At 48.2% G+C, this 26,974-nt stretch carries 25 protein-coding genes and 1 other RNA gene; 4 read left to right on the forward strand and 22 right to left on the reverse strand.

The genetic code is table 11. The features are described from left to right. Positions 1–168: 168 nt before the first annotated feature. From MJB10_RS25180 to MJB10_RS25260, 17 genes are all read right to left on the reverse strand, one after another. A complete protein-coding gene (locus MJB10_RS25180; RefSeq protein WP_314799829.1) occupies positions 169–438 on the reverse strand; it encodes a pro-sigmaK processing inhibitor BofA family protein in 270 nt (89 codons plus the stop codon). Between the two features lie 4 nt (positions 439–442). Beyond that, positions 443–727, reverse strand: coding sequence for a DUF2508 family protein (locus tag MJB10_RS25185; protein ID WP_314799831.1), 285 nt, complete (start codon positions 725–727; stop codon positions 443–445). A 126-nt stretch (positions 728–853) separates the two neighbouring features. Continuing rightward, complete coding sequence (gene recR, locus MJB10_RS25190; RefSeq protein ID WP_314799833.1) at positions 854–1,450, reverse strand: recombination mediator RecR; 597 nt, start codon at positions 1,448–1,450, stop codon at positions 854–856. 42 nt (positions 1,451–1,492) lie between these two features. After that, positions 1,493–1,804 carry a YbaB/EbfC family nucleoid-associated protein gene (locus MJB10_RS25195; protein ID WP_314799835.1) on the reverse strand — a complete coding sequence of 104 codons (312 nt, stop codon included), beginning with the start codon at positions 1,802–1,804 and terminating at the stop codon, positions 1,493–1,495. Positions 1,805–1,824: 20 nt separating this feature from the next. Further along, positions 1,825–3,573 carry a DNA polymerase III subunit gamma/tau gene (gene dnaX / locus MJB10_RS25200; RefSeq protein WP_314799836.1) on the reverse strand — a complete coding sequence of 583 codons (1,749 nt, stop codon included), beginning with the start codon at positions 3,571–3,573 and terminating at the stop codon, positions 1,825–1,827. Between the two features lie 87 nt (positions 3,574–3,660). Further along, positions 3,661–5,097: an ATP-binding protein gene (locus tag MJB10_RS25205; protein WP_314799838.1), complete on the reverse strand. Its 1,437-nt coding sequence runs from the start codon at positions 5,095–5,097 to the stop codon at positions 3,661–3,663. Between the two features lie 183 nt (positions 5,098–5,280). Further along, an RNA gene (gene ffs, locus MJB10_RS25210) (signal recognition particle sRNA large type) lies at positions 5,281–5,544 on the reverse strand. A gap of 76 nt (positions 5,545–5,620) precedes the next feature. Further along, the gene (locus MJB10_RS25215; protein ID WP_314799840.1) at positions 5,621–6,025 is read right to left on the reverse strand and encodes a hypothetical protein; all 405 of its coding nucleotides are present in this window, start codon (positions 6,023–6,025) and stop codon (positions 5,621–5,623) included. A gap of 94 nt (positions 6,026–6,119) precedes the next feature. After that, the gene (gene rpmE, locus MJB10_RS25220) at positions 6,120–6,317 is read right to left on the reverse strand and encodes a 50S ribosomal protein L31 (RefSeq protein ID WP_028555047.1); all 198 of its coding nucleotides are present in this window, start codon (positions 6,315–6,317) and stop codon (positions 6,120–6,122) included. A gap of 130 nt (positions 6,318–6,447) precedes the next feature. After that, positions 6,448–7,722 carry a radical SAM protein gene (locus MJB10_RS25225; protein WP_314799842.1) on the reverse strand — a complete coding sequence of 425 codons (1,275 nt, stop codon included), beginning with the start codon at positions 7,720–7,722 and terminating at the stop codon, positions 6,448–6,450. Between the two features lie 92 nt (positions 7,723–7,814). Next, positions 7,815–9,113 carry a transcription termination factor Rho gene (gene rho, locus MJB10_RS25230; protein WP_314799844.1) on the reverse strand — a complete coding sequence of 433 codons (1,299 nt, stop codon included), beginning with the start codon at positions 9,111–9,113 and terminating at the stop codon, positions 7,815–7,817. Between the two features lie 62 nt (positions 9,114–9,175). After that, positions 9,176–10,435 carry a UDP-N-acetylglucosamine 1-carboxyvinyltransferase gene (locus MJB10_RS25235; RefSeq protein WP_314805850.1) on the reverse strand — a complete coding sequence of 420 codons (1,260 nt, stop codon included), beginning with the start codon at positions 10,433–10,435 and terminating at the stop codon, positions 9,176–9,178. 239 nt (positions 10,436–10,674) lie between these two features. Further along, entirely contained in the window at positions 10,675–11,529 is an 855-nt protein-coding gene (fba, locus tag MJB10_RS25240) for a class II fructose-1,6-bisphosphate aldolase (RefSeq protein WP_314799846.1), read from the reverse strand. A 168-nt stretch (positions 11,530–11,697) separates the two neighbouring features. Then, on the reverse strand, positions 11,698–12,090 hold the full coding sequence (locus tag MJB10_RS25245) for a response regulator (RefSeq protein WP_314799848.1): 393 nt from the start codon (positions 12,088–12,090) through the stop codon (positions 11,698–11,700). A 140-nt stretch (positions 12,091–12,230) separates the two neighbouring features. After that, the gene (locus MJB10_RS25250; RefSeq protein WP_314799850.1) at positions 12,231–13,832 is read right to left on the reverse strand and encodes a CTP synthase; all 1,602 of its coding nucleotides are present in this window, start codon (positions 13,830–13,832) and stop codon (positions 12,231–12,233) included. Between the two features lie 360 nt (positions 13,833–14,192). Then, complete coding sequence (gene rpoE / locus MJB10_RS25255; protein ID WP_314799851.1) at positions 14,193–14,777, reverse strand: DNA-directed RNA polymerase subunit delta; 585 nt, start codon at positions 14,775–14,777, stop codon at positions 14,193–14,195. A gap of 253 nt (positions 14,778–15,030) precedes the next feature. Further along, complete coding sequence (locus MJB10_RS25260; RefSeq protein WP_314799853.1) at positions 15,031–15,153, reverse strand: hypothetical protein; 123 nt, start codon at positions 15,151–15,153, stop codon at positions 15,031–15,033. On the opposite strand from MJB10_RS25260, the gene MJB10_RS25265 reads away from it, so the two are divergent. Then, on the forward strand, positions 15,152–16,318 hold the full coding sequence (locus tag MJB10_RS25265; RefSeq protein ID WP_314799856.1) for a S8 family peptidase: 1,167 nt from the start codon (positions 15,152–15,154) through the stop codon (positions 16,316–16,318). The two genes, MJB10_RS25260 and MJB10_RS25265, sit on opposite strands and share 2 nt — an antisense overlap. An 82-nt stretch (positions 16,319–16,400) precedes the next feature. Here the strand turns inward: MJB10_RS25265 and argS are convergent, their stop codons facing one another. The 4 genes from argS to speE all read right to left on the reverse strand — a co-directional run bounded on the left by argS (position 16,401) and on the right by speE (position 20,731). Continuing rightward, positions 16,401–18,074 carry an arginine--tRNA ligase gene (gene argS, locus MJB10_RS25270; RefSeq protein WP_314799857.1) on the reverse strand — a complete coding sequence of 558 codons (1,674 nt, stop codon included), beginning with the start codon at positions 18,072–18,074 and terminating at the stop codon, positions 16,401–16,403. Positions 18,075–18,078: 4 nt separating this feature from the next. Next, positions 18,079–18,489, reverse strand: a complete 411-nt coding sequence (locus tag MJB10_RS25275; protein ID WP_314799859.1) for a DUF1934 domain-containing protein — start codon at positions 18,487–18,489, stop codon at positions 18,079–18,081. 204 nt (positions 18,490–18,693) lie between these two features. Beyond that, entirely contained in the window at positions 18,694–19,197 is a 504-nt protein-coding gene (locus MJB10_RS25280; RefSeq protein ID WP_314799861.1) for a DinB family protein, read from the reverse strand. A gap of 706 nt (positions 19,198–19,903) precedes the next feature. After that, positions 19,904–20,731 carry a polyamine aminopropyltransferase gene (speE, locus tag MJB10_RS25285; protein ID WP_314799863.1) on the reverse strand — a complete coding sequence of 276 codons (828 nt, stop codon included), beginning with the start codon at positions 20,729–20,731 and terminating at the stop codon, positions 19,904–19,906. A 286-nt stretch (positions 20,732–21,017) separates the two neighbouring features. On the opposite strand from speE, the gene MJB10_RS25290 reads away from it, so the two are divergent. Continuing rightward, on the forward strand, positions 21,018–23,120 hold the full coding sequence (locus tag MJB10_RS25290; protein ID WP_397386557.1) for a transglycosylase domain-containing protein: 2,103 nt from the start codon (positions 21,018–21,020) through the stop codon (positions 23,118–23,120). 181 nt (positions 23,121–23,301) lie between these two features. Here MJB10_RS25290 and MJB10_RS25295 read toward each other — a convergent pair whose 3' ends face one another. Next, complete coding sequence (locus MJB10_RS25295; protein ID WP_314799864.1) at positions 23,302–23,793, reverse strand: YwhD family protein; 492 nt, start codon at positions 23,791–23,793, stop codon at positions 23,302–23,304. Between the two features lie 187 nt (positions 23,794–23,980). Here MJB10_RS25295 and MJB10_RS25300 point away from each other — a divergent pair, with 187 nt between their 5' ends. Further along, positions 23,981–25,975 carry a M1 family metallopeptidase gene (locus MJB10_RS25300; protein ID WP_314799866.1) on the forward strand — a complete coding sequence of 665 codons (1,995 nt, stop codon included), beginning with the start codon at positions 23,981–23,983 and terminating at the stop codon, positions 25,973–25,975. Positions 25,976–26,057: 82 nt separating this feature from the next. Continuing rightward, positions 26,058–26,876 carry a hypothetical protein gene (locus MJB10_RS25305; protein WP_314799868.1) on the forward strand — a complete coding sequence of 273 codons (819 nt, stop codon included), beginning with the start codon at positions 26,058–26,060 and terminating at the stop codon, positions 26,874–26,876. Positions 26,877–26,974 lie beyond the last annotated feature (98 nt).

The following is a 26,974-nucleotide window of genomic DNA, read 5'->3' on the forward strand; positions in this document are numbered from 1 at the left end:
CCGCTCTCTTACGAAAGCAGGAATATCAATATACCATAGTTACTTTTGTTTTGCAACTTGTTTTTCTCAAGTTACTTTTGTATTTCCGCATGTCTCAGCGGCAACTTTTATAAGATAACACAGATGCCGCTATCGAGTCAACTCATTTTCTCATAATAAAAATAGGCGTTATAACAGGGTTAATTTCACCCCAATTAGCAAGATAACGCCAGGAACCCCTAACAAGGTTGCCGTACCTAAAGTCGCGGTGTTAATCGGCAGTTCCACGTGCGTATAGGCACTAAGTACATTGAGACCATACAGGAGAAATGCGGCAATAACGACATTTAACCCTAACGATGCTAGCAATCTACCTCCACCCTGACTCCTTATCGCGACCAAGAACAATAAGAGAGAGGAGAAGATGAAAACTCCCCATATCGCATATTTGAGATACACCTCCTTACACCTCCACTAAGCGATCACTGTCTATTAGACTGACGCCTAATCTTTTTGCTTGCTTGATCAGCATTTCGAATCGCTTCTCCGCTGCTCCTAGAGCATAAATGCAATAATCAATTTGATCCTTGTCCAACGCAAATTCAAAATGAGCCTGTGCCGCTACCCAAGATTGATGCGCTGCGCGAATCTCTTGAATAAGTAACACCTTGTCCCTTATGAGCTCTTCTTGTTTGCTCTTTATTTGGGGATTCTTATTCCCTGGCATGCCTAATAGAACTGGTCGCACAAAATAACCTCCATTCCTCCCATATCCGGGTTGATATATACATATGGAGTTCATTGTGCGTTCAGAACCTAATCTATCTGGCTAAGCACAAAAAAAGAGAGCCATATGGCTCTCTTCGTGTATATGCTATAATTCCCTGCGGCCTTCCATCGCTTTGGATAATGTGACCTCATCCGCGTACTCCAAATCACCGCCGACCGGCAATCCGTGCGCAATCCGAGTTACCCGAAGCCCGAAAGGCTTAATGAGCCTGGATAAATACATGGCTGTTGCTTCACCCTCGATATTCGGGTTGGTCGCCAAGATCAGTTCTTGTACCGTTTCATCACTCAAACGTTTGAGCAGCTCCGCGATATGAATTTGATCAGGACCAATGCCCTCCATCGGAGATATCGCACCGTGCAGCACGTGATAGTAGCCTTCAAACTCTTTGGTTCGCTCCAACGCTACCAAATCTTTCGGCTCCTGTACCACGCAAATGACGGAACCATCGCGGCTCTTATCCTGACAAATTCGGCAAGGATCGACATCGGTAATATTGCAGCAGACTGAGCAGTAATGCAGATTCCGTTTCACATTCACAAGCGACTTGGCGAAGTCAATCACGTCTTCTTCTTTCATTCGAAGCACATGAAAGGCTAAACGGCCAGCCGTCTTGGGGCCCACTCCCGGCAAGCGGGTAAAGGCATCAATTAACTTTGCTATCGGTTCGGGGTAATGCAAAGGACGTGCTCCTTCATCAAACAGAATCGTGATTTCGTTATTCTAGAACAAGCCCGGGATGTTCATTCCGCCTGTGAATTTACCCATATCTTTGTTCGCGATTTCTTCCGCTTTGGCCATAGCATCATTCACAGCCGTCAACACAAGATCTTGCAGCATTTCTACATCGTCTGGATCAACAGCTTCTGGTTTGATCGTGATGCTTTGAACTTTCTTGTGACCATTGACGGTGCAAGTTACCACGCCGCCGCCTGCAGTTCCTTCAATGATTTTGGTACCTAGTTCTTCCTGTGCTTTCATCATTTGTTCTTGCATCTTCTTCACTTGCTTCATCATTTGGTTCATGTTATTCATAATAGGTCGCTCCCTTATCATTAATCTTCTTTAATTGTGACCAAATCTTCCCCAAACAACTGGATCGCTTCGGATATCCACTCTTCTTTGACCGCGTTTCCACGGCCATCTTCTGCAACAAGCTCCATTTCTTCAGGCGGAGCGGAAGTCGCATCATTCTTCGCATCGTCCCATTCCTTGCGCATCAAGGTTAATAGCCGCATCGGCTTTCCAAATACAGAAGAAAGAACTTGCTCGATAATTACCTTGTTCTCAGGCTTCTCTGTTGTATTGCGGTGCATGTCATTCTTAAAAGCAACCAATACAACGTCATCTAATACCGATACGAGATCGCCATTCACAAACCAAGCATGAACGGTAATCTTCTTCTCTTTGACATCGCCCAAAACTTGACTCCACTTCAGCAGAGCGTTCTTCGTCTCTGGGCCATCTGACGCCTTCAGATAAGCATCCAGCTTCAGACCTGATTTCTTGGATGGCGCCGAGGCAACGGGCACTTTCGCTGCAGGCGTTTGTCTCGCACTTTCACCAGAAGATGCGGTCACTCCCGATTTTACCAGTCCAGCTAGCTGTTCTTCAAGTTGTTTCATTCTTTGGGCCATCTGAGCCAGGGAATCGCCTTGCGGTGCGCGTCCTGCGTCTTGCGAAGAACGAACCAAAGTCGAAGTGCCACCTTCCGCGCCGCGCTGGTTGCCGCTAATTTTCATAATGGCGATTTCGAGCAACGTTTGCGGTTGCACCGAGTATTTCATTTCGCTTTGATAGTGGTTCAACGTTTCGATCATACTCATCATTTCATTCGGTGTAAAATGTCCAGCGATCGCCTTCAATTCATCCATATCGAAGACGCGTTCCGCGATTACAGGCGAATTCGGTACCATGCGAACCATGAGCAAGTCCCGGAAATAATGAATGAGATTTTCGATACACTTGTCGGCGCTCTTACCTTCTTGCATGAAAGCATCAATTAACTCTAAAGCAGCACCAAGATCTTGTTCCTTAATGTAGCTCACCAGTTTCTTGAATTGATCCGATGCGATGCCGCCCGTAATTGACAAGATGTCAGCTAGCTGGATTTCACCTGTTGCAAAAGACGCGGCTTGATCCAGCAGACTAAGCGCATCCCGCATACCCCCATCGGATAATCGAGCTATATAATGAAGTGCTTCCTTATCAATCGCAATTCGTTCTTGCTCACAAATGAATTGAAGCCGGCCCACTTCATCTTCCATGGACACTCTGCGAAAATCAAAACGCTGACACCGGGAAATAATCGTCGCCGGGATCTTGTGAGGCTCTGTTGTTGCCAAAATGAACATGACATGGGCAGGCGGCTCTTCCAACGTTTTCAGTAAAGCATTAAACGCCTCTGTAGTGAGCATGTGCACTTCATCTATAATGTACACTTTCTGCCTGACTTCCGTCGGTGCATACTTGACTTTATCTCGAATATCCCGAATTTCTTCTACTCCGCGGTTTGATGCCGCATCGATTTCGACAACGTCCATCACGGCGCCTTCTGTGATTCGCTCACAGGCCGAGCATTGATTGCACGGCTCTTCCGAGGGTCCATTCAAGCAGTTGATGGCTTTGGCTAAAATTTTGGCCGTACTTGTTTTGCCCGTCCCACGGGGCCCATTAAATAAATAGGCATGGGTCAAGCGATTCTCTCGCAAAGAATTCTGCAGTGTCTGCGTGATGTGCCTTTGCCCGACAACATCATGAAACGTCTGCGATCTCCACGTACGATACAAAGCAATGTGTGCCATAGTGTTCCTCTCCAATAATCCCTGCGTGGATTGACTGAATCCATTATACTATAACCCTCCGAGGGATGAAATAGAGGGATCTAGGGATCATGTATAGGGAATGGATATCGTGAACGTGGTTCCAAAGCCCTTCGAGGCAACCCGAATGGTCCCGCCCATATCATGAATGATCCGTTGGCATACGGAGAGTCCTAGACCTGTCCCTGTGTCCTTCGTCGTGAAGAAAGGATCGAATATTTTATCTATGACAAACATAGGTATGCCAGAGCCCGTATCGTGAATATCTACACACACATTACGCTCAATGGTGTCCACACGCTCCGAAATGGTCAAGACGCCCCCGTCTGGCATGGCCTCAATCCCATTTTTGCACACATTCAAAAAGACTTGTTTCAAAAGCTCACTATCCGCAATCACTTCGGGCACATGCTTTAGCGATTCATACTGCAATTGCACATTATAGAGAATCGCTTCGGTATGGATAATCGGCACCATTCCCCGCAGTACGTCTGTGATGTGTGTGCTCTCGTACGACACATGCTTGGGCTTGCTCAACAGCAGGAACTCGTTTACTAACGCATTGATTCGATCGATTTCGCCCAGCATCACATCTGTGAAATTTTGTTCCTTACCCATGCCACGCTCGCCGAAGGTCCGATGCAGCATTTGCAAAAAGCCTTTGATGGAGGTTAATGGATTCCGTATTTCATGTGCCGTCCCTGCTGCAATTTGACCAATCATGGCAAGTCGGTCGCTTCGCTGAACCATTTGCTCCAAGGAACGAAGATTCGTCACGTCCTTGAAAATTACGTAGGCCCCCACGATTTTTCCATGACTGTCCTTCAGTACATTAGAGTCGAGCAAAAGCTCGAACCGCTCTCGATTATTAGTCCAAGATACCGCATGATTCCGGACGATCGCCCCCGTCAATATACTGCGCTGTACGAGTTGATGCTGGCTAGGCACCGAAGCGAAAATGTCATCCAGCGATTTATTGAGAATGTTTTCCCGTTCCATGGCAAGCATCTGACAGGCACGATCGCTCACATCTGCTAGCGTGAAATCCAGACTAATTAATAGCACGCCTAAATTGATATCTTTCAAAAAGGCATCGGAGAAGCGTTGCAGGAGGTTCAGTGATTGATTTTCTTCATTATTTTTAAAAATGAGCAGATATAGGAGCTTGCCGCCTTGTTGAAGGCGCAGCATCGAAAATTGATAGTATTGCATCTCACCATTTTTCCCTTGAAGAAAGCCATGTGGCCACTCGCGCACATCGCGATCACCATGAAAATGATAGGCATAAAGTTCGCCCAACGAAGATCTAACCTTGAACAAGCGAGGAAAGGGTAACTGCGTAATTTCGTTAGCGGCATAACCTGTGGATTTCAAAATCTGATCGGTTGCAAGCAGCAGTTTATCTTCATCATCAATTAACAGCATGCTCGTTTGTGTACTAAGTTGAAATAGATTTCTCACTTCGTCTATAGATATCGCGTAATTCTGAGGCTCATGAATGGGCATAGCAACAGCTCCTTCATTTTCTCGGATCGAACCCCTACTAGGCAATCGTCAGCATTAAGCACTGTACAGTTAATGATTCTCTATATAGGCATATTTTCCCTGCTAAAAGTACAAAGAAAAAACGCCTGCGATCAGGCGTTTCCGTTAACATATGTGGTTGGATCCTAAAAGGTGTAGGTAAAACTGTGCACCTGTTATTGATAAAGGGATACAAGCGAACCCTTATCGTTAGCTCAAGTTAGGCATCCCTTCGGCACATGGAACATCTCACTTACGGCTGCTTCCTTCCGGACCTGACCGGGTTCATGAGCATCCATTGCGAAGGACCCGACTCTCAACACCACGTGTAAGGGCCAGACCTCACATCACAGTACCGCTAACAGGAATTCAACCTCGCTACAGCGGATTGCGAGTTACAGGGCACCGCTACCTCCCCGTCTAGCACAGTAAAAACAGTATAGCCCATTACCTCTTAAATAGCAACCTAGGGGAAAAAAGTAACATATATAGAGATCCTTAGCGATTATCGCACCATTTTGACATGAATCTTGTAGCGCGGCATATTGGTTTCCAACGCCATCTGCGCTTGTGAGCGCAGCTCCTCTACTTGACCCGCGTTTAAAGAAGCGACTGGCGTGATTCTGACTTTGGCTGTCGGACCATTGATAGCTATATTGGTTTTCTGGATTCCTGGCAATTGAGCAAGCACAGCTTTCATTAGATTCGCATCATCATCATAATGATGAAAGGTTGGGTTCATCGGATCGTTCGGGTTCACATTCGTAATGCCAAGCATACCATCTTGCCTGTAATTCTGTACTTTATACTTATGATCATCTGTTTTCTTGTGATTGCCCGCCCACATCCCGCAACCTACTAAACTCGCAATCAAAAACACGGCTCCTGTTAACTTTATAAGACCTTTCAAAATAAAAACACCTCCCATTGGACTCTAAGCTTAAACTTAGGATGACCAAGGGAGGATGTCTTATGCTGATTGGCAATCACGCAAATGATACCAATTAGATTCCGTATTTCTTTTTGAACTTGTCGACACGGCCGCCTACATCGATAAACTTCTGTTTACCTGTGTAGAAAGGATGGCAATTAGAGCAAATCTCAACACGAAGATTAGCTTTGATTGAACCCGTTTCGAACACATTACCACAAGCGCAAGTCACTGTGGTTGCATGATAAGTAGGATGAATTCCTGCTTTCATTATGGTTCACCTCTTTCCGCCCTGAATCATGTGCTGAATCAGAGTTAATGGACGTACTTAAGCATTGTAGCATATTCGCAAGTCTTGATGCAATGGGAATCGAACGGTTAAACCTTCCACTGTGCGACCTTTATAAAATCGGCGCCAGCGTTCGATCACTCGTGTAAAACTTAGGCGTATGCGAGTACGAGCCGATGACAACATCCGGCAATTCCTGCTCGAAAATTTCGATCATTTGTTTCATGCCTAGAAGCTCGCCCTGAGCCTTCGGGATGATGCTGAGATAACTCTCTGGATCTATATTCAGGTTGCGCATTTGGATCAGCTTTAATCCCGTTCTGCGAACAAATTCGATCATCGCTTCGACTTCTTCTTCCCGATCTGTTACTCCCGGGAACACGAGGTAGTTAATCGATGTAATAACACCTTTATCCGTCGCATAGCGCAGTGATTTCTCTACATTCTTGAGCGTATACGCTCTCGGCTTATAATAGGCGTTGTAATGATCATCTAACGCACTGATCGTACTTACACGCATGAGATCAAGCCCTGCGTCCACGATGCCGCGGATATGATCGGTCAGCCCCGCGTTCGTATTAATGTTGATGTAACCCATCTTTGTCTGCTCACGCACACGCTTGATGGCATCAATGATAAGAACAGCTTGGGTACTTGGCTCGCCTTCGCAGCCTTGTCCGAAGGAGATGATGCTATCTGGTGTCCGCAGATGCTCCAGCATAATCTGCGTAATCTCTTCGACCTTCGGCTTGAAGTTCATCCGCGTCTGCGGTGCAACAAAGCCGCTTTCATCCGGCTGTTCCGAGATACAGCCAAAGCAACCTGCGTTGCAGGAGTACGAGACAGGAACAGCCCCTTCCCACCGCTGCAGGAACGTGTTCGAAGCAGTTAAGCACTCATAGCCAAGCGCACAATTGGAGAGATGCGCGTATAGACGATTCTCTGGATATTTGGCCACCAGCCGTTTGACTTCCACTTCGAGTTCGTCCGGATCGCAGTGAACAGGATTCCAGAAGTATGGGTTGTCCGTAAGCCGCGCGGCAACGTAGAAGCCATCTTCCTTCCAGACAACTGCAGTATAACCGAATAACGGCAGCGCCTTGGTTTTGTCGGACTTGATATAGCCAGGCAGAAGCAGTCGGGTAAAACCTTGCGGCAGCAGCGCGCCAACAGCGTGGTAATCCCCTTCCAGCAGCTTCATTTCACCAGTCTCCGCATCAATCCCAACGGGACGCGTAAAAGGAAGACTAACGAGCGTTGCCCCTTCTGGCAAAGGAATCAATTCGTCTTCTAATATTTCTGTGATCATTTCAGCATTCCGGCCCAACGCCAAGAAATCGGGATGATCAAATACATTGCCTTGTGGATCCGAATAAACCAAATTCATAACGGTACTCCTCTGTCGCAGAGAGACTTTAGCTACCGCTAAAGATCCCTAAATTAGGTCAAGGATTAACGATAAGCTCGTTAACTGATAGCTTAGGAAGCTGAATTCTTGACTTTTCCTTTATTCGATGGAGATGGCGATCCCGCAGACGGGGTTGTCAACGAGTCTAAAAACTCTTGATTCGTCTTTGTATCTGCAAGCTTCTTAATGAAGGCCTCCGTGTACTCGTGCGAATCGTTCATGCCTTTGCGAAGAGCCCATACTTTCTCTAGCTCGTCTTTGCTTAACAACGCTTCCTCACGACGCGTTCCCGAACGGCGAATGTCGATCGCTGGGAAGATGCGGCGCTCTGCCATTTTACGATCAAGATGAAGCTCTAGATTGCCTGTCCCTTTAAATTCTTCATAAATAACGTCATCCATACGTGAACCTGTTTCGACGAGAGCTGTAGCCAAGATGGTTAAGCTGCCGCCTTCTTCAATGTTACGAGCCGCTCCGAAGAAACGCTTCGGACGGTGGAAAGCCGCGGGGTCGACACCACCAGACAACGTCCGGCCTGAAGGCGGCACAACGAGGTTATACGCTCTTGCTAAACGTGTAATACTATCGAGCAAGATCACAACATCTTTCTTATGTTCAACTAGGCGCATAGCGCGTTCTAGCACAAGTTCAGCCACTTTGATGTGGTTCTCTGGCAGCTCATCGAACGTAGAGGCAACGACTTCCCCTTTGACAGAGCGCTGCATGTCTGTAACTTCCTCAGGACGCTCATCGATGAGAAGAACGAATAGTTCAATCTCGGGGTAGTTCGTAGAAATGCTATTCGCAATCTCTTTCAAGAGCAAGGTTTTACCTGCTTTGGGAGGTGCAACAACAAGTCCACGCTGGCCTAAACCTACTGGAGCAAGCAAATCCATAATGCGCATGGAAATCTTGTTCGGCTCCGTTTCGAGCGTAATCCGTGTGTCAGGATAAAGCGGCGTCAAAGCTGGGAAATGCAGGCGTTCTGCAGCCGTTTCTGGCTTCTCACCGTTTACCGCTTCGACTTGAAGAAGCCCGAAATAACGTTCATTCTCCTTCGGAGGGCGGCACTTTCCAGACACGATGTCGCCGGAACGTAAATCAAACTTACGAATTTGAGAGGCTGAAATATAAATATCCTCGGAGCTTGGCAAGTAGTTGATCGGACGTAAGAATCCGAAGCCTTCCTGCAAAATCTCCAAAACGCCTTGCATGAACAGGAATCCGCTTTCCGCAGCTTGTGCACGTAAAATGGCAAATATGAGTTCTTTTTTCTTCAGCGTACCGTAATAAGGGATCTGAAATTTCTTAGCTAGTTTATATAAATCAGTAAGCTTGAGTACTTCAAGCTCAGCAAGCTGCATGCTCATGTTTCAACCACCAAACTATTAAATTTTCAATTGGATTCTAGCATTGCCTGTTGTTTGGTACTTTATTCCTCGTTCTCACGCCAAACTTCCGCACCCAGGGAAGATAGATTAAAGACTAAATTCTCATACCCGCGATCGATGTACTCCACGCCAGACACTTCCGTAATCCCGCCCGTCATTACACTAAGGCCAGCAATTACGAGCGCTGCTCCCGCACGAAGATCCGTTGCTCTCACTTTCGCTGAGCTCAGCGGTGAGCCTTCAATGATGGCTGAACGTCCTTCGACTTTCACCTTGGCCCCCATCCGCACAAGCTCCGGGATGTGCTTGAAACGGTTGCTGTACACATGATCACTCAATACACTCACTCCTCGCGCTTGGCAAAGCAAGCTCGACATCGGCGACTGCAAATCCGTTGCAAACCCTGGGTAAATTAATGCTTTCACATCGACGCTTTCATACTCAGGCTGTCCAACAATACGAATCGATTCGTCCATTTCGTACACGTGCACACCCATTTCCTGCAACTTGGCTGTCAACGCCTCAAGATGCTTCGGAATGACGTTGTCTACCGTCACATCGCCACGCGTAGCCGCAGCTGCAATCATGTAAGTACCCGCTTGAATACGGTCTGGAATGATGGAGTGACGGCAACCGTGCAAGCCATCTACACCCTCAATACGGATAGTATCCGTACCCGCGCCTTTGATTTTGGCCCCCATCGAGTTCAACAGGGTTGCTACATCTATGATTTCAGGCTCTTTCGCCGCGTTCTCAATCGTCGTTAATCCTTTGGCACGCGAAGCAGCCAGCATAATATTAATCGTGGCGCCAACACTCGCCATATCCAAATAAATCTTCGCACCGCGCAGCTCCTTCGCACGGATGTGGAGGGCTCCATTCTCTGTGCTGACGACAGCACCCAGCGCTTCAAAGCCTTTGATATGCAAGTCAATCGGACGTGGTTCGAAATTGCATCCACCTGGAAGCCCGATCGTCGCTTCTCCAAATCTACCTAGCAGGGCTCCCATTAAATAATAGGAGGCGCGCAGCTTCTTCACTTTACCATTCGGCATAGCCATCGGCTTCATGCGGCTTGGATCGATCGTCATGCGATCTTCTCTCCAGTCGATCGTTGCGCCAAGATCCGTCAAAATCTCTGTATATATAGCCACATCGCTAAGATGCGGAAGGTTATCCAACGTTACTGGTGTTTCTGCAAGTACGGCAGCAGGAATAAGTGCAATCGCGCTATTCTTTGCTCCACTAATTTGAACTGTTCCCCGTAGTGGACGTCCACCGACCACCATTAATTTCTCCAACATACTTTTCCCCCTAAACCAGGTGCGTACCTTCTCACTGCGATCAAACGATTAATCTGCCAACAAAACCGACAAAATCCATAAAATTCCTACCTGAAACAACAAAAATAATGAGCGATTATGGGATTATCAACAAACAGAAGAAGGAAACGCCCGCAATCACACAGACGGATGTCAATGATTGTTGACCATCCCTCTGTGAATTACAGCATTTCCTACCCTGTCTATACAACTTGGAGTTAAGCTTGGTTACTGCTTCCGAACAATTGAATTTTGGATTTTACGACTTCGATCATAGCGTTGCGAGCTGGGGTGAGATATTTACGAGGATCATAAATTTTAGCATCTTTGTTCAACGCTGCACGAATGCTATCCGTACATGCAACTTGGTTCTCTGTGTTTACGTTGATTTTGCCAACGCCTGCTGCGATGGATCTACGAATCATTTCGTCTGGCACACCAGATCCACCGTGCAATACAACTGGAACTGGGATTGCTTTGGAAACTTGCTCAATGATATCGAAATGAATGTTAGGCTCGCCAGCATACATGCCGTGTGCAGTACCTACTGCGATTGCCAAACAGTCAACGCCTGTTTCTTCGTAGAAGCGAATAGCTTCTTCTGGTTTAGCTAGGTTAGCGTGCTCTTCATCAACAGAGATGTCATCTTCAACCCCACCGATTGTTCCAAGCTCACCCTCAACGGATACGCCCATTGCTCGAGCTGCTTTAACAACTTCTTTCGTCAAACGAATGTTCTCTTCGAAAGAATAGTGGGAACCATCGAACATAACGGAGCTGAATCCTGCACGGATACATTTCATTGCTACTTCAAACGAACTACCATGGTCTAAGTGCAATGCAATTGGAAGACCGGATTTCTTAGCTGCTGCTTCAGCAATAGCTACTGTAAACTCGATACCCATATATTTCAGTGCGCCTTCGCTAACACCATAAATGAACGGGGATTTCAGTTCGATTGCCGCTTCAACAATTGCTTGAGCGAACTCAAGGTTGTTCATGTTAAATTGCCCTACTGCGAACTTGTTCGCTTTTGCCTTAGGTAAAAATTCATTCATTGAAACCAATGCCATGTTTCTCTTCCTCCTAGAACCTCTTTAGTAGATGCGCATACCGCTCTCTGTCATACCTGAGTTATTATAGCACATAACTTTTCAAATGATAACCAAGCCTTTACTTTTCCGTCACAAAATAAAAAAGAGGGACACGTTCCGTCCCCCTAAGTAAAAAAGACCCTATATCTAGGATCCTACGGCAAAGCCGCTGTTCGATTCATTATTTAATTGCATATTAACTGCTAACCGCAGCTCATCAATATCAAACGGCTTCGTAAAATGCATAATTGCACCTAAATCCGTTGCTTCTTTGATCATGTCGAGCTCGCCGTACGCTGTCATCATAATGACCTTAATGGAGGCATCAATTTCTTTCACGTGCTTCAAAATATCAAGCCCGTCCATGCCAGGGATTTTCATATCTAGCAAAATAAGATCTGGCGCTGTATTCCGCACAATTTCCAAGGCCAACTTGCCATTGGAAGCTTGGTAGGTATCGTACCCTTCGTTAGTGAATACTTCCATGAGGAGTATGCGAATTCCATTTTGATCATCGACAACTAATATTTTTTTCTTCATATGACGAACCCCTCCCGAAAACGAATAACAAGTTCCAATCCTATGCGACAAGATATTCGCTATTCGTTCTCGTTTTCCTTCCGAGGAGCGGAGCTTTTTTCAAATGTTTTACATATTAGTGGAATCTCAGGAGATGCCTCTTATTTGGATACAGATTGTGCTGCTTTCACGAACTCACGGAAAAGCGGCTGAGGACGGTTCGGACGAGATGTAAACTCCGGATGGAATTGAACAGCCAAGAACCAAGGGTGACCAGGAAGCTCAACCATTTCGACCAAACGGCCATCTGGGGATGTTCCTGAAATTCGCAAACCAGCAGATTCGATCAGCTCACGGTATTCGTTGTTGAACTCGTACCGGTGACGGTGTCTCTCATAGACAAGCTCGTCATTATATGTTGTTGCAGCCAGGGAACCTGGAACCAACTTACAAGGGTACAAGCCTAGGCGCATTGTGCCGCCCAAATTCTCGATATCCTTCTGCTCTGGCAATAGGTCGATGACTGGGTAAGGTGTTGTAGGGTTAAGCTCGGAGCTGTTCGCGCCGTCCAAGCCGCACACTGAACGTGCGTATTCGATAACAGCCACTTGCATACCCAAGCAAATACCGAAGAAAGGAATTTCTTGCTCACGCGCATAACGAATCGCCGCGACTTTCCCTTCAATCCCACGATCACCGAAACCGCCAGGAACAAGAATCCCTTGAACACCAGCAAGCAAAGTGTGCACGTTATGATCGTAAAGATCTTCCGCATTGACCCAACGGATGTCGATTTCGGAATCGTTATCGATTCCCGCATGGCCTAGCGCCTCAACGATACTGAGGTAAGCATCGTGAAGTGCAACATATTTTCCGACAATAGCGATTTCCGTCTTCTTCGTCAACGATTTCACCTTGCGCACAAGTCTTTCCCACTCGGTCATATCAGGTTCATTCGTTCTTAGCTTCAAGTGGTTTACGACATAGTCGTCTAACCCTTGTTCACGAAGCATCATTGGAACTTCATAGAGAGTTTCTGCATCTTTACACTCAATGACAGCCGCTGGATCGATGTCACAGAACAAAGCCAATTTACGCTTCATATCTTCCGTTAAGGAATGCTCCGTACGACATACAATGACATGCGGTTGAATACCAAGACCGCGCAGTTCTTTCACGCTGTGCTGTGTTGGTTTTGTTTTCACTTCACCAGCTGCTTTAATATAAGGGATCAGCGTAACATGAATGTACATAACATTCTCACGGCCAATATCATTTTTCATTTGACGAATCGCTTCAAGGAATGGCAGACTCTCGATATCGCCTACCGTACCGCCGATTTCCGTGATAACCACATCAGATCCAGCTTCACGGCCAGCGCGAATAACACGCTCTTTAATTTCATTCGTAATATGAGGAATGACTTGAACAGTGCCGCCCAAGTACTCACCGCGGCGCTCTTTGGTAATAACGGAAGAGTACACCTTACCGGAGGTAACATTGGAACTTTTGGATAAATTGATATCGATAAAACGCTCATAATGACCTAAGTCCAAATCCGTTTCTGCACCATCATCGGTAACGAATACTTCCCCATGCTGATAAGGACTCATCGTTCCTGGGTCAATGTTGATGTAAGGATCAAACTTCTGGATCGTTACTTTCAACCCTCTGTTCTTCAACAGTCTTCCTAAGGAAGCTGCCGTAATTCCTTTGCCAAGGGATGAAACGACTCCCCCTGTAACGAAAATGTATTTAGTCACTATGTACGCCTCCTACAAGTTTTAATATGAAATCAAGCATCAGCTCTGTGATGTCGCCAGAACAAAGGTGTATTAGCATTAGCTTCTGCTAAATAAGTGTTTTCATGATAAAAACACAAAAAAAACACAAAAAAAAACGCTAAAAAAACAAAAAAAGTGACACCCGTAGTGACGGGGCACTTTTTGAACGCATGCGCGAATTGTTAAGATTCTTTTAAAGCCCATGCAATAGTTTACTCTGAACGCCTAGCAGCTGTCAAGATGAAATAAACGGCTACGCCGTCCTCAAAGGACGGGAGCGTTTATCCAAAAATATAAGCAACTGTATAAGGTGAAACTAATACTTTCTTATATTTCAAGTTATTTGTCGTCGTCATCGTCCAAATCATCTTCGTCTTCTTCGGATTCATCTTCGTCCAACTCATCCTCATCGGCGTCGTCTTCGTCGTCATTCTCTTCCAAGCCCTCTTCGCCGAGGTCCTCTTCGATTTCTTCATCTTCGAAGAATTCAGTATCCTCTTCCGCCTCTTCTTCCTCTTCGGTTTCAGTACCAAATGCATCGTAATCGTCTTCTTCTGCGTATGTATCTTCTTCTTCCGCGTAGACGTCTTCATCCAGATCATCATCTTCATCATTGATGATTCTAGGACGTTTTGCGTTCCCAACCGCATCATCCGATTTCTCAACAGGGTACCAACGCTTTAAGCCCCATAGGTTCGTCCCAACGCAAGCAAAGCGTCCGTCGATGTTGATTTCCGTATATAGTTGGGCAATCACTTGCATGACATTGTCTTCAGAGAGCCCTTTTATTTTAGCAATTTCAGCCATAAGTTCACGATAGTAAAACGGCGTGTTCGCCGACTTCAGCAATTCGAACGCCAAATCCACCATGGGCATTTCTCGCGCTTGCTCTGTGGTGATTTTGAGTGTGTATTCGCTACTCATCTAAGGCACATCCTTTTCGATCTTTTCTTGACTACGTTATCTACCATAACCAATATCTTCATTAAGTAAAACCTATTTTTTCTAAAAATGCAACTATCCAAAATAAACGACTCCTAAACATGAATACAAGCGAAGGTCCCCCTTCGCCTGCGACTGTACCCAAGGGAAGCGTCCACCGAGCAACAGCAGCCGATTCCACTACCTGAGAAAGAGACACTCCTGCCCGCGCCTCTCTATGTATCCTATGTTGAACCTACGCATCTGACACGGCTTTGCACCCATTTATTTCTATAAAGGCGATGACACGGTCAAGCGAGATGACCTGTACATAGGATAGGGAGATAGCATTATACGTTGTTCGGGGGGATGGCATCATGGATACAGCCACCTTTCTTCATCTGCTTCATGAAGATTTGGGACTCACTCAATTGTCAGCAAGCAAGCATCTCATCCATTTTACGTCCAAAACCGACTATTTCGCCTGCAAAACGGAGCTCCTTCGCCTGTCGACTGAACTCCCCATCCTTAACAACGTTCTCCCACTCGACATTATTCATGCCTTTTCTTGCCCACTAGGTCCAGATACCAAACTCAAGGGTTTCTCCAGTTCGACACGTATCGAAGCGGATACGAAATTAACTTTAACTAAATTGCGAAGCGGAAAAAGAGTGCCGAAACGCGCCAGCATTCTGTCTAATTCTCACGCGCGAACGATTCCCTGGGGCGTTGATCAAATCGGCGCGCCTGAGATCTGGAGCAAATCTGTCGGACAAAACATCCACATCGGTGTCGTCGATACAGGCATTGATTTTAAGCATCCTGATTTGAAGAACTCAATATCCAGCGGCATCAACTTACTAAATCGCAGGCTCCTGCCTCAAGACGATAATGGTCATGGCACGCACATCGCGGGAACCATCGCGGCAACTGGCCGCTATTCCGGCATAATCGGGGTCGCCCCGAAGGCCATTATTCATCCTGTGAAAGCTTTTGACCACAACGGCAGTGCCTATGTTTCCGATATTATTGCCGGCATCGACTGGTGCGTCCAAAACGACCTCGATATTATTAATATGAGTTTCGGCATGAAAACGTATAACCCCTCACTAGAGCAAGCCGTACTTAACGCCTACTATCAGGGAAAGGTTATCGTCGCTTCTTCAGGTAATGATGGCAAAAAGAAATCCATCGATTACCCTGCCCGTTTCCCTCAAGTGGTCTCGGTCGGCGCAACAAACCGCCTCGGCAAGATTGCTCCCTTCAGCAACCGCGGCGCGGAAATTGACATTTACGCCCCAGGTGAGCGTGTCTATTCCGCCTGGCTTGGCGGCAAATATAACGAGCTCAGCGGCACCTCGATGGCCACCGCACATGTGAGCGGTGTCATCGCGCTCATGCTCGCGCTGCGCGCCATGTCGCCGCAGCAAATCAAAACCGCGCTGCGGCGCTGCTCGCTCAGCTTGAACAAGCGCGCGGGCGCCCGTTGGCAGCCCGGGCAGTTGAATGCTCAGCGCGCCATCCGCGCGGCGCGACAGCCATAGCCTGCCTTCGGCAGGCACAGAAGAGCCCCAAGACCCGTGAAACGACGGGTCTTGGGGCTCTTCGTGTTGGACCGGATGGCGTTTACATCCGGTCTGGGGCGGAAACGCCAACGATGCGAAGCGTGTTGGCGAGGGTCGTGCGCAGCGCGCCGAGCAGGGCGAGGCGGGCTTGGGTTAAGGCTGCGTCATCCGTGATGACGTAGTGGCCTCTGTAGTAGCTATGGAACTGGCTGGCCAGTTCGTACACATAGCGGATAATCCGGTGCGGCGCGTACTGCTCAGCCGCAATGGCGATCTCTTCCGGAAGCTCGCCGATCTTGCGCAGCAAGTCGAACTCGGCTTCCGAGGAGAGCTGGGTCAGGTCCACCTGATCCAGCGGGAGCACGGCGACTCCTTGCTCTTCCGCCTGGCGGAAGATGCTGCAAATCCGCGCGTGTGCGTACTGCACATAGAACACGGGATTCTCATTGGACTGGGAAACGGCCAAGTCCATATCGAAATCCAGATGCGAGTCCATACTCCGCATAGCGAAGAAGTAACGAATCGGATCCACGCCGACTTCGTCCATCAAGTCCTCCATCGTAACGGCTTTGCCGGTACGTTTGGACATTTTTACCTTTTCGCCATTCTGGAATAAGCTCACCATTTGGGCGATCAACACGACGAGTCGGTCTGCTTCAAAGCCCAGTGCCGTCATCGCTGCCTTCATCCGAGGGATATAGCCATGGTGGTCAGCGCCCCAAATATTAATTAAGCGGTCGAAACCGCGTCCGAATTTATTGCGGTGGTACGCAATATCTGGTGTTAGGTACGTGAAGGATCCGTCATTTTTGATTAGGACACGATTCTTGTCATCACCAAGCGGCGTCGTATTGAGCCACGTTGCGCCCTCCTCCTCATAGATATGACCGTTGTCGCGAAGCTCTTGCAGCACAGGCGGGATAAGGTTATTCTCATAAATCGACGTCTCCGAAAACCAATTGTCGAAACGAACACCGAAGCGGCCTAGGTCGCGTTTGATTTTATCCAACTCTTTCTCGAGTCCGTAGGTGCGGAAATAATCGCGACGCTCTTCGTCTGGCAAGCTGAGAAGACGATCGCCTTCTGCTTCTGCAAGCTCTGCGGCGAAACCTTTGATATCTTCCCCGAAGTAGCCGTCCTCTGGCATTTCCGCGTCTTGCCCCAATGCTTGCAGGTAGCGTGCTTCAATCGATTTGGCCAAGTTAATAACTTGGTTCCCTGCATCATTGATGTAATATTCACGGGATACGTCGTACCCTGCGAGATCTAGCACGTTGCAAAGAACGTCCCCCACAGCTGCTCCTCGCGCATGCCCAAGATGAAGTGAACCCGTTGGGTTCGCACTTACGAATTCAACTTGCACTTTCAGACCTTGCCCCACGTTCGATTGGCCATAGCGCTCGCCTTGCTGCTCGACATCCGCAATCACAGGGTAGAGGTAGACTTGGTTCATTTTAAAATTAATAAAGCCTGGCCCCGCAATTTCCGCAGAGGAGATATTTGCAGCTTCTTTGTTAAGATTCGCGATGATTTGCTCCGCGATTTGTCTCGGATTTACTTTCGCAATTCGTGTAAGCTGCATCGCTACATTCGTCGCGAAGTCACCGTGTGTCTTCTCTTTCGGCACTTCAAGAATAATTTCCGGCAGCTGCGCTTCGGGGGCAATTCCTGCAGCAAGCACAGCTTCTTTAATCGCTTGCTTCACTTTCGCTTTCACTTCATTAAGAACGTCCATGGTCTTACTCCTCCTGAATTAACAACTTGATTCGATAAGCGCCCGCATGGGTGCCTGATGCATATAAATCATAGCTCCATCTCGTAATTCCGATCCCGTGGGTGGCTTCCGAAGTGAGCGTGTGTGTCTCTATGTCCAACTCCATTCGCAGCTGCGGCGTCTGATAAAACCCTGTTCGTCGCTCACCCGCAACGAAAGTCTGCTCCGCTTGCACATCGCCTTGGCGTATGATGCGAATCTGATTGTCTTCGAGCTTAATGAGCGTGACTGTTCGTCCTAGCTCGTTCGGCTCTTCTTCATAACGAATATAGGTATGATTTCCTTTGCGGTACAGATCTCCGCGTGCCTTCTGCACGGTCGTCTCGCTCCCGCTCCGACTCTCGATGCGAATCCGCACCCGCTGTTTATCGGTCATGTTTCATCTTCTCCTCTACAGACCTGCCGCAGTAACACTTGCATCGGTTGCCCTCGTGAACGGCCGAGTCAGGCATGTTAGCAATAGTTTATATGAAAGAATGCTTAAATTCAATGTGTGGTGGGCTGTATCCCTTGAAACGGCAAGAAACCTCCTCATCCATGAAGCGAGCTTCACTGGCATAAGAAGGTTTCTTTGCTTATCTTACAGTGCCGGAACTGGCATACCCCTCTCGGCCCACTGTTCTTTGGAAGGTCCATACATGCCTATAACAGGCAAGCCAGCCTGACGCATGAGAATCGTCAATTGACCTCGATGGTGAATTTCGTGCTTCAGATAGCCATACAAGGTCGCGCTGATCGTCCATTTCAGCCCGAACATATCGACCAGCTCCTGCAATTTCGCATCGGTGAGCTGTGTAGAGATGGCGTTCAGGATATTTTTTGTTGTTGACCGATAGGCGTCAGCTATCGCAGCTGCTTGTGTTGGCGGCCCACTCGATGCAGACGGCGCCTCAAAGGTTAGCCCTGTGCCATAGAGCATGCCTCGATCCGTATGAACAAGGTGCCAGGCAATAAAACCAAGCGGACGATATCCTTCGACTTGCGTTTGATTAAGGGATTCATCTGTTAGGGCATCCAGCAGCTTTTGCGTGTTGGCAGACTCTAGCTCGTACTCTCTAACGAAACTTTCAACGGTTGTAAACATTTAATTTAGCCTCCAAGGTAAATTTTGTTTTTGGTTTGTTTCTGTACACAGTATATTCAGGATCTGCTGACAACTGTATGGCAGTGATTTTTCTAGATTATGAAAAAAGGGAGGGCTAGAGGAACGTGGGTACGCTATTTATGCGAAAAGAGGCCTAATTGGCACGTGGACGGAACATGAGTTCGCTAACTGCTCCAATTGTCGGGAAAACTACTGCTATGGGGCAAAATAAAGCATCTACGTTCCGCCTACTTGCTATTTCGTGGCGTTTCTGGGGAAATAACGGAACCACGTTCCGTTTGGGGGCGCGGGGGATGGTCAACCACTCTTAACTGACCTTGCATGCCGTCACTCGACGCTCCAGACCAACTTTAGAAGCGGTTAACCACCTCTATCTCGCTCATTTCTAGCCATTTCCCAGATTTAAGAGTGGTCAACCACTCTTAACTGACCTTGCATGCCGCCAATCGACACTCCAAACCAACTTTAGAAGCGATCCACCACCTCTATTTCGCTCAAAACTAGCCAATTTCCAAAGTTAAGAGTGGTTAACCACTCTTAACTGACTGCACAAGCCACTACTCCAGCAAATCCCGCGCATACCGAGCCCACGCAAAATAAGGGTGAACTCCGCTCACCCCAAATAAAAGAGGCCGCTATCTGCGGCCTCTCACACATTGCGTTTTCCCTTGCAGGACTACGCAGCTTATTTAATCAAATCTTCCACGAATTTCGGCAACACAAACGCCGCTCTGTGCAGGCGCGGTGTGTAGTATTTCGTTGGGAATTCTGGAATCGCGGACTCTTCGACTTGCAGCGGATCGTGCTTTTTGCTGCCCATGGTGAATGTCCACAAACCGCTTGGGTACGTAGGGATGTTTGCGCTGTACACACGTACGATCGGGAAAATTTCTTTGACGTCGCGGTTCACCGTCTGAATCAAATCGGCTTTGAACCATGGGTTGTCCGTTTGCGCCACGAAAATGCCGTCTTCTTTCAACGCATCGAAGATGCCTTGGTAGAAGCCTTTGGAGAACAGCTCAACAGCTGGGCCAACGGGCTCTGTGGAATCGACCATAATGACGTCGTAACTGTTTTTATGATCGTGGATGTGCATATAGCCATCGTTCACGATCACTTCAACACGCGGGTTGTCCAACTCGCCAGCGATTGTCGGCAGGTATTTCTTAGAGTACTCAATGACTTTCCCGTCAATGTCAACTAGAACGGCTTTCTTCACTTTCGGGTGCTTCATGATTTCACGAATCACGCCGCCGTCACCGCCGCCTACAACCAGGACATACTCTGGATTCGGGTGAGTAACGAGTGCTGGGTGCGCCACCATTTCATGATATACGAACTCGTCTTTGACCGTTGTCATAACCATGCCGTCTAATGTCAGCATCGTGCCCCACTCTTCGGTTTCGATCATCGCAAGATCTTGAAAATCCGTTTGCTCTCTGACGTACGTTTCCGTCACTTTCGCCGTAATACCGAAGCTATCGGTCTGTTTCTCCGTGTACCATAAATCCATAGGTAACCCTTCTTTCGCTCTCTATTTGGTATGAATAAATTCGTGACATTCGTTATCTCTTACAGTGTTCCACAAGCCTCAAAAGTCATACGAATTTGCGCTGCATTTTCAAGCCCCTCCATATGCACAAATTGTATTATAGTTCATTACCCCCAAAATGCAATAATTTCCTAATCTTTTTCTTACCATGTCACAAAAAATATTTACAATTCATTGAATACGGACTCCCATGCTTTTCCATACTGGATAGTAGCGCCTTTAGGCACGTAGAAAGGAGGCATGACGGATGTCCGAGAATGAAAAGTCCCGACAACCAACCTCAGAAACTGGGCAATCCCGAGCAAAAGGTGAAATCCCTGCATCCATGCGCTGGATGCGGCGAATTAAGAAGACGTTCTCGTTCTTCTTCACTTGCGGTCTGCTGCTGCTGATCGGAACGGCAATTTTCCTCGTCTATCTCCGCTCTCAAACGCTTCCCGTTACGAAAATGCTGCAAACCTCGCAAATGTACGACGTACACGGCGAGGTCATTGACACCTTTTACTCTGGGCAAAATAGGCAAATCGTTCCGCTTAGTGAAATTTCGCCTAATTTGATTCACGCCACGCTCGCAGTGGAGGATCAGCATTTCTATGATCATTTCGGTGTCGACCTCAAAGCTGTCGCACGTGCAGCCATTGTGAATGTGCAAGCGATGGCGAAGGTGCAAGGAGCAGGAACGATTACCCAGCAATTAGCGCGTAATTTATATTTAACGCATGATCGTACCTGGACACGCAAATTCAAAGAAACGGTCTACGCCGTTCAAATGGAAATGCAGCTCAGTAAGGACGAAATTCTAGCGGATTATTTGAATCAAATCTATTATGGCCACTCTACATATGGCATCGAGACCGCGTCGCAACTATTCTTCGGCAAGCATGCCAGTGAGCTGACTTTAGCAGAGAGTGCGATGATTGCCGGCGTCCCGAAAGGACCTCGCTATTATTCACCTTATTATGATTTGCAAAATGCGATGGATCGCCAGAAGGTCGTGCTTCAGACGATGGTGAACAGCGGCTTCATTACGCAGAGCGCAGCAGACGCGGCAGCTAAGGAGAAGCTGACGATCCAGCCTCTATCGAAGAAAAAGCCTTCGGTCGCCCCATATTTCCGCGACTATGTGCGCAATCTCGCAACCGAGAAGCTCGGCATCTCGGAGGAGCAGTTCGATGAGGGCGGTATCCGGATCTATACCACTCTCGATGAGAATGCGCAGCAAATTGCGGAAAATGTCGTGGCCAAGCAGCTCGAAAGCAAGCCTGAGCTGCAAGCCGCGCTGGTCGCCATCGATCCGAGATCTGGCGAGATTAAAGCGATGGTCGGCGGACGCGACTATGCGGAGAATCAATTCAACCGCGCGCTTTCGAATACGCGGCAGCCTGGCTCTTCCTTCAAGCCATTCGTATATATGGTCGCTTTGCAGAATGGCTATACCCCTGTCACGATGGTCAAGAGTGAACCTACGGTGTTTACTTACGATGAAGGGCGCCAGCAGTATGTACCAAGAAACTTCAATGATCAGTATCCAAATGCGAATATCGATATGCGGCAGGCGATCTCCAAGTCCGATAACATCTACGCGGTGCACACCATCCTCGATGTCGGCCCTCAGAAGGTGATCGACTTCGCCCGCAAGCTCGGCGTGGCTTCACCCATGAAGCCATTGCCTTCCCTCGCATTAGGTTCGTTTCCCGTGAGCCCACTGGAGATGGCTTCGGCTTTCGCCGCCATTGCCGATGAGGGCATCCATCGTGAGCCAACGGCTATTTTACGCATCGAGGACGCGAATGGTGAGGTCTTATATGAAGCGAAGAAGGTGGAAGAACAAGTCATCCCCCCTGCTGTCGCCTATGTTATGACGAATTTAATGGAGAGCGTCTTCGAAGAGGGCGGAACGGGCAACCGTGTTGCCAGCACAATTAAGCGGCCGATCGCTGGCAAAACGGGCACAACCGACACCGATGCCTGGCTGGTCGGCTTCACACCTGAGCTGGCAACCGCCGTCTGGGTTGGCTACGATAAGAGCCGTGCCATTTCGACGGTCGAGTCGCATCTCGCCTCGCCGATCTTCGCGGATTTCACGGAGCAGACGTTGGATGCCATACCTCCGAAGCTGTTTACGGTCCCAGATGGTGTCACCACCGTCTATATTGATCCTGTAAGCGGCAAGCTGTCCAACGAGGACTGCCCGAACGCGAAGATGGAAGCTTTCTTAGCAGGCACGGAACCGACGACGTATTGCACAGGCAAGGCTGCCGATCCGAATGGGACCAATGGTCAAAAATCTGGCTCCAAAGGCGACAACGGCTCCTGGTGGAACGATCTGAAACGCTGGTGGAACGACTAAACCCTGTCATTCCCGGCATGCTATATAACACAAAAAGGCAGAACTAAGCGCGTCTTAGTCTGCCTTTTTGCTGTCCTAGTATATGAGGTAACATACACTAGGGTCTAGTATACCCGCTTCCCCTTAGCCTAACAATGGATGACACATAATGTTCATATTCTCCATAATCGCCCCAAAAAGCTTACGATAACGCATCCTTCAGCGTTTGGTCCGAGCGATTCCACCAGTCTTCGTTGTGTGCGATCAGACAAGTGCGCAACGCTTCACGCTCCTTGTCGGACAAACCCTCCAGTACGAATTTACGCTTCATTGCGGCATCCATCTTGTTCACATGATCGGCCAAGATCTTCCATCCGCGGCGCGCTTCGGTATCAATCAACATCTCGCACGCCGACATCCCTGCGTAGTAAGCACCGTCTTCCGCGCGATCTACCGCGACCCAAACGATCCACGCTTTGCGGCCATTTGGAACTTCCTCTTTATTCATCGAGAACTTAATCCCTTTCTCGATCTTGCTCTTCGCATGAAGGGTCCCTTCATCCAGGTAGGCTTCTTCACCATCGATAATAACGCCAGATACGTTGCTAAGGTCAATCGCACCTGCGCCGAATCCTTTATGATTGACTTTGGAACTTACTATATTTAAGGCTAGCTTCTTTTTATCCGCTTCCATGAGTTCACCTTCCACTTTCACCTAAGTTAAAATGACGACTTGCTATTATTGTAGCGAAAGTCATTCAGCAGAACAAGAGGCGGGGGCTTACATCGCCTATTTCCGAGATTTCTTTATCCCGCAGAAATATTCCCTAGGTTGTCTACATATACATGCTGTAGATGCTTGTTTAGGCGGGGTGAATCTCATGATTAATCTATTCAATAGCCGCAAAGTACAGTGGATTGCCGTCATGCTGCTGGCTGCCGGCGCCGTGTTTATAACGGACACGTTGCTCCCTTCCACACCACGAGGGATTGTTCCCGTCGTTTCCAAAGAGGTTCCTTTGGCGAAGTCACCGGACATGCGGTCTGCCGATAGCGGGAACCCCGTAGAAACATCAACACCGCTTAGCTATCGCATTGCTGAATATCACATGAACGTTACTTACATTCCTGAAACACAGCAGCTCCAAGGACAGCAAACCCTCACATGGGAAAATCCAGGGTCTGTACCTGTGAATGACATCTATTTTCATCTCTACCCGAATGCGTTCGCCTCGAAGAAAACGACGTTCATGCGGGAATCGGGCGGCAAGCTGCGCGAGGACGAAGCCAAAGCTGACAGCGGCGGCAGCATGGAGCTGTTATCTGTAAAATCCGATGAAGGCAATGACCTCACCAAACGGATGACGTTCGTACAGCCAGATGACGGCAATAAGGACGACCATACGTTACTCAAAATTCCACTCACGAAACCCGTCGGTCCTGGGGAACGCGTTACGATCCGAACCGAATTCCTGGTGAAGCTGCCCGTTGCCTTTGCCCGGATGGGTTATGTGGACGACTTCGTCATGGCAGGGCAATGGTTTCCGAAAGTTGCGGCCTACGAGCGCAAAGGTACGCGCGGCCGGACCGAGCCTGGTTGGGACCTCCATCAATATCATGGGAATTCGGAGTTCTATGCCGACTTCGGGATGTATGATGTGAAAATTCAAGTGCCCGCCAATTACACGGTAGCCGCTACTGGCTTCCCAGTGAAGCCAGCTGTGACCGATAAGGGTATGAAGACGTACCAATTTTATGCGGAAGATGTCCATGATTTCGCTTGGTCCGCCTCCCCCCATTTCGTCTATGTCGAGGAACCTTTCTCGGCGCCGCAAGTGCCAGGAGTTAAGATTAAGCTATATCTCGATCCGAACCATCAAGACTTGAAGGATCGCTATATGTACGCTGCCAAAAAAGCGCTAGCGCGCTACAGCCAGTGGTACGGAACGTATCCGTACTCGACCCTTTCCATTGTCGTGCCTCCTGCCGGCGGGAATGGCGCTGGCGGGATGGAGTATCCCACATTAGTAACGGCTTGGGGAGCATCCGACAAAGATCCAGATCTGGAACTCGAGCGTGTCGTCGTCCACGAAATTGGCCATCAATTTTTCTACGGACTCGTGGCCAGCAATGAATTCGAAGAAGCGTGGCTCGATGAAGGCTTTACATCTTATGCCGAGGACAAGGTGATGGAAGCGGAGTATGGCGATAAGCCGAATTTAGCCGTTGAATCCAGCTACATTACCTCACCGAATGCGCTGCGCAAAGACGCATGGGCCTATACCGGGCATGAGCAGTACGCTGAAAATGTGTATACGCGCGGCAAGCTTGTACTAAAGGCGATTGAGCAGCAAGTGGGCACCAAAGTCATGGACCGCATCATGAAAACCTACTTCCAGCGGTGGCAGTTCAAGCATCCGTCTACGAAGGATTTTCAGCAAGTTGTGGAGGATGTCAGCAAGACGAAGTGGGATGATTTCTTCAACCAATATGTGTATGGCGATAGGATGATGGATTATTCGGTTGAAAGCGTGCAGATCAAGCCTCAAGGCAGTAAGGGCTCCGAGACGTACGAAAGTACCGTCCGCATTGTGAAACATGGCGGCAATTCACCAGAAGTGCCGATTCAGTTCCATTTTGCTGATGGGACGTCGCTGGATAAAACATGGGATGGCAAAGACAGCTCCATCGAATTCAAATTTACGAACGCCTCCCCCGTCGACTGGGTGCGGATCGATCCAACCTATACGCTCGTGCTGGAGAATAAGCATATCAACAACTTTTATCAAACGGAGTTAAATACGAAATGGCAAATACGGTGGAATCTCGGCCTCGCCCAGTTCCTGCAAGCTCTGTTCGGCTCAGTCGCCTGGTAAGCGCGCAGCTCATGAAGTACGACAAACTCTGAGCCCGCTTACGAAGCCAGTTTTCTAAAGAAAACTTTGAGGAGGGACCTCGTTGGCAACCTATATCAAATCCGGCTTCAGGGCAGCGATGCAACAGCCTTTTGCCACGATCATGCTTTTCCTGTACCAAATGGGCTGGGGGGTGCTTCTGTATAAGGGGATTCAGGGCGTCCTCGTCCCCCTCATGCATCGCTTTCCGGGCAGCGAGCAGCCTAAGCAAGCACTGCAGCTTTTCTTAGCTGAAGGTCAATTTCAGTTATTAAAAACGGATCTTAGCCACTCCTACCTAGGATGGCTGGCGTTCCTGCTATGCGTGCGTATGCTGCTCACCCCCCTCCTGAATGGCGGTGTCTATTATTCGCTGACGCACACCGAGCAGAATGCCGGCTATCGCTTCTTTCGTGGCATGAAAAAGCTCGTGCTTCCCTTCTTATTCGTGTATCTGATCCGCATCGTGCTGACACTGCTGCCGTTGATCTGGCTTTTCCCTAAGGCCAAATGGATTCTAGCCCACAGCTCTTCCTATGAACAGCTGGCGCTGAACTTGCTGCCTTGGATTCTCGGCTTTATGATGTATGGCTTTCTCTTGCAGCTGCTGTTCATGTATATCCAATTTGCGCTTGCAGCTGAGCTTGGCGTCCTTTCGACAGTCATTTCCTTTTTCCGACATTCGATCCCCATTATCGGACTTGCCGTTTCCTTACTTCTCATCTCAGGACTTCTGGCGGGCGTCACGGTAACGGCGACTTATGTGTGGGCTGGACTAGTCGCGCTGCTCATTTATCAGCTGTATCCGCTGTTCCACATTTTCATCCAAATCTGGAGCATCACCTCCCAATATCAGCTACTTTCTGCCAAAATATCCAATTAACATCCAGCAAATTCGTCTATTTGTACAATAAAGTCCCTTTCGCCAAAGAAAGGGGCTTTTTTTTGTCTGTTTTCCGAACAATTGGGCTTTTTTTTCGC

It is taken from the genome of Paenibacillus sp. MBLB1832 (assembly GCF_032271945.1).
Classification (GTDB): domain Bacteria; phylum Bacillota; class Bacilli; order Paenibacillales; family NBRC-103111; genus Paenibacillus_E; species Paenibacillus_E roseopurpureus.

Excerpts from the sequence above, each read along its gene's own strand:
- MJB10_RS25280 (WP_314799861.1), bottom strand. The coding sequence starts at position 19,197 with ATGTTTACAACCGTTGAAAGTTTCGTTAGAGAGTACGAGCTAGAGTCT.
- MJB10_RS25295 (WP_314799864.1), bottom strand. The coding sequence starts at position 23,793 with ATGGAAGCGGATAAAAAGAAGCTAGCCTTAAATATAGTAAGTTCCAAA.
- rpmE (WP_028555047.1), bottom strand. The coding sequence starts at position 6,317 with ATGAAAGCAGGAATTCATCCTACTTATCATGCAACCACAGTGACTTGC.
- speE (WP_314799863.1), bottom strand. The coding sequence starts at position 20,731 with ATGGATTTATGGTACACGGAGAAACAGACCGATAGCTTCGGTATTACG.
- fba (WP_314799846.1), bottom strand. The coding sequence starts at position 11,529 with ATGGCATTGGTTTCAATGAATGAATTTTTACCTAAGGCAAAAGCGAAC.
- MJB10_RS25300 (WP_314799866.1), top strand. The coding sequence starts at position 23,981 with ATGATTAATCTATTCAATAGCCGCAAAGTACAGTGGATTGCCGTCATG.
- rpoE (WP_314799851.1), bottom strand. The coding sequence starts at position 14,777 with ATGAGTAGCGAATACACACTCAAAATCACCACAGAGCAAGCGCGAGAA.
- MJB10_RS25265 (WP_314799856.1), top strand. The coding sequence starts at position 15,152 with ATGGATACAGCCACCTTTCTTCATCTGCTTCATGAAGATTTGGGACTC.
- rho (WP_314799844.1), bottom strand. The coding sequence starts at position 9,113 with ATGAGCATGCAGCTTGCTGAGCTTGAAGTACTCAAGCTTACTGATTTA.
- MJB10_RS25245 (WP_314799848.1), bottom strand. The coding sequence starts at position 12,090 with ATGAAGAAAAAAATATTAGTTGTCGATGATCAAAATGGAATTCGCATA.
- MJB10_RS25260 (WP_314799853.1), bottom strand. The coding sequence starts at position 15,153 with ATGATGCCATCCCCCCGAACAACGTATAATGCTATCTCCCTATCCTAT.
- MJB10_RS25275 (WP_314799859.1), bottom strand. The coding sequence starts at position 18,489 with ATGACCGATAAACAGCGGGTGCGGATTCGCATCGAGAGTCGGAGCGGG.
- MJB10_RS25290 (WP_397386557.1), top strand. The coding sequence starts at position 21,018 with ATGTCCGAGAATGAAAAGTCCCGACAACCAACCTCAGAAACTGGGCAA.
- dnaX (WP_314799836.1), bottom strand. The coding sequence starts at position 3,573 with ATGGCACACATTGCTTTGTATCGTACGTGGAGATCGCAGACGTTTCAT.
- argS (WP_314799857.1), bottom strand. The coding sequence starts at position 18,074 with ATGGACGTTCTTAATGAAGTGAAAGCGAAAGTGAAGCAAGCGATTAAA.
- MJB10_RS25195 (WP_314799835.1), bottom strand. The coding sequence starts at position 1,804 with ATGAATAACATGAACCAAATGATGAAGCAAGTGAAGAAGATGCAAGAA.
- MJB10_RS25225 (WP_314799842.1), bottom strand. The coding sequence starts at position 7,722 with ATGAATTTGGTTTATTCGGATCCACAAGGCAATGTATTTGATCATCCC.
- MJB10_RS25205 (WP_314799838.1), bottom strand. The coding sequence starts at position 5,097 with ATGCCCATTCATGAGCCTCAGAATTACGCGATATCTATAGACGAAGTG.